The 1,131-nt window shown below is 39.1% G+C and carries 1 protein-coding gene; it reads left to right on the top strand.

Annotated features, from left to right (window positions below; genetic code table 11):
• On the top strand, positions 1-234 hold a 234-nt coding region (locus BM130_RS15105), incomplete at its 5' end, for a hypothetical protein (protein WP_367889486.1).
• Positions 235-1,131: the final 897 nt, after the last annotated feature.

Raw genomic sequence — 1,131 nt, 5'->3', positions numbered from 1 at the left:
GGGAAATACGAAAAAGAGAGAAAACAAATGGCCCAAATCATAACCAAAGAGCGAGCAAGCCGGCTTGAAGGAAGTTTTGGGAAAGACAAACAGCATTACCTATTAGAGCGCATAAATGCACGCACCAAAGAGAATGAAATACTCTGGATATTTTTTGGCATACATACGGGCAACGCATTGGAGATAGGAAGGCGGATGTACCAGGCCGGGCAAGAGGTCACAAAGGTTGCTTAAAATCATTTTAGCAATACTATTAATTCTAACGGGCTTCCCGATGGGGATGGTATGCTCTTAAAGCACCTATAATAACAATTTTAATTAACATATAACTGTCTTGAATAACTTATGTAAATAAAAAAGCCGGAATTTAAATCCCGGCTTCTGTGTTTTATTCTAATTTTTTCTTACTTCTGAAATTGCCTTAATAAACATTTTTAGGGTGTTGCAACGCTGAAAACAGGACTACAGTTGCATGATTTTTAAGTATTAATTTTAAGAAGCCTCCTTTCCCCTGCGGGAGGCTTTTTTTTATGCTCCTTTATCAAATACTTACCTGTTAAATTCTCCCCTCTTTTATTAAAACTTTATAACGTAATTTTTTTCATTTTCGGGTAATATTAATTAATAATTCCATATCCTTCTGAGGACACACTTCATGTGATTATAATAAGACGGGTCATATCCTTCTGAGGACACACTTCATGTGATTATAATAGGACGGGTCATGTCCTTCTGAGGACACACTTCATGTGATTATAATAAGACGGGTCATATCCTTCTAAGGATATACTTCACCTGATTATAATAAGAAGGAATTAATTTTCTGATTGCCTTTGCCTTAAATAAGGACAGTTTTCATCGCGCACCCCCCAACCCCCTGAAGGGGGAGAGCCTCCGCGCGGAAGTGTAAAAATAGTAAAATTTGGATTTTTGCTTAGTGTAAAGTGGTGTGGGTGAGACGGTTCTCCCCTTTAGGGGAGTCAGAGGGGTGAGAGTTGGGAAGTTGGAAAATAAGTGCAAATTAATATAGAGTTTATCCATCGCGCACCCCCCAACCCCCTGAAGGGGGAGAGCCTCCGCTCGGAAGCGTAAAGATAGTGATATTTAGATTTTTACTGAGTACAAGTGGTG

It is taken from the genome of Thermophagus xiamenensis, assembly GCF_900112795.1.
Lineage (GTDB): Bacteria > Bacteroidota > Bacteroidia > Bacteroidales > Marinilabiliaceae > Thermophagus > Thermophagus xiamenensis.
Note: the sequence above shows the minus strand (reverse complement) of the source record. Positions and strands in the feature narration are given on the sequence as shown.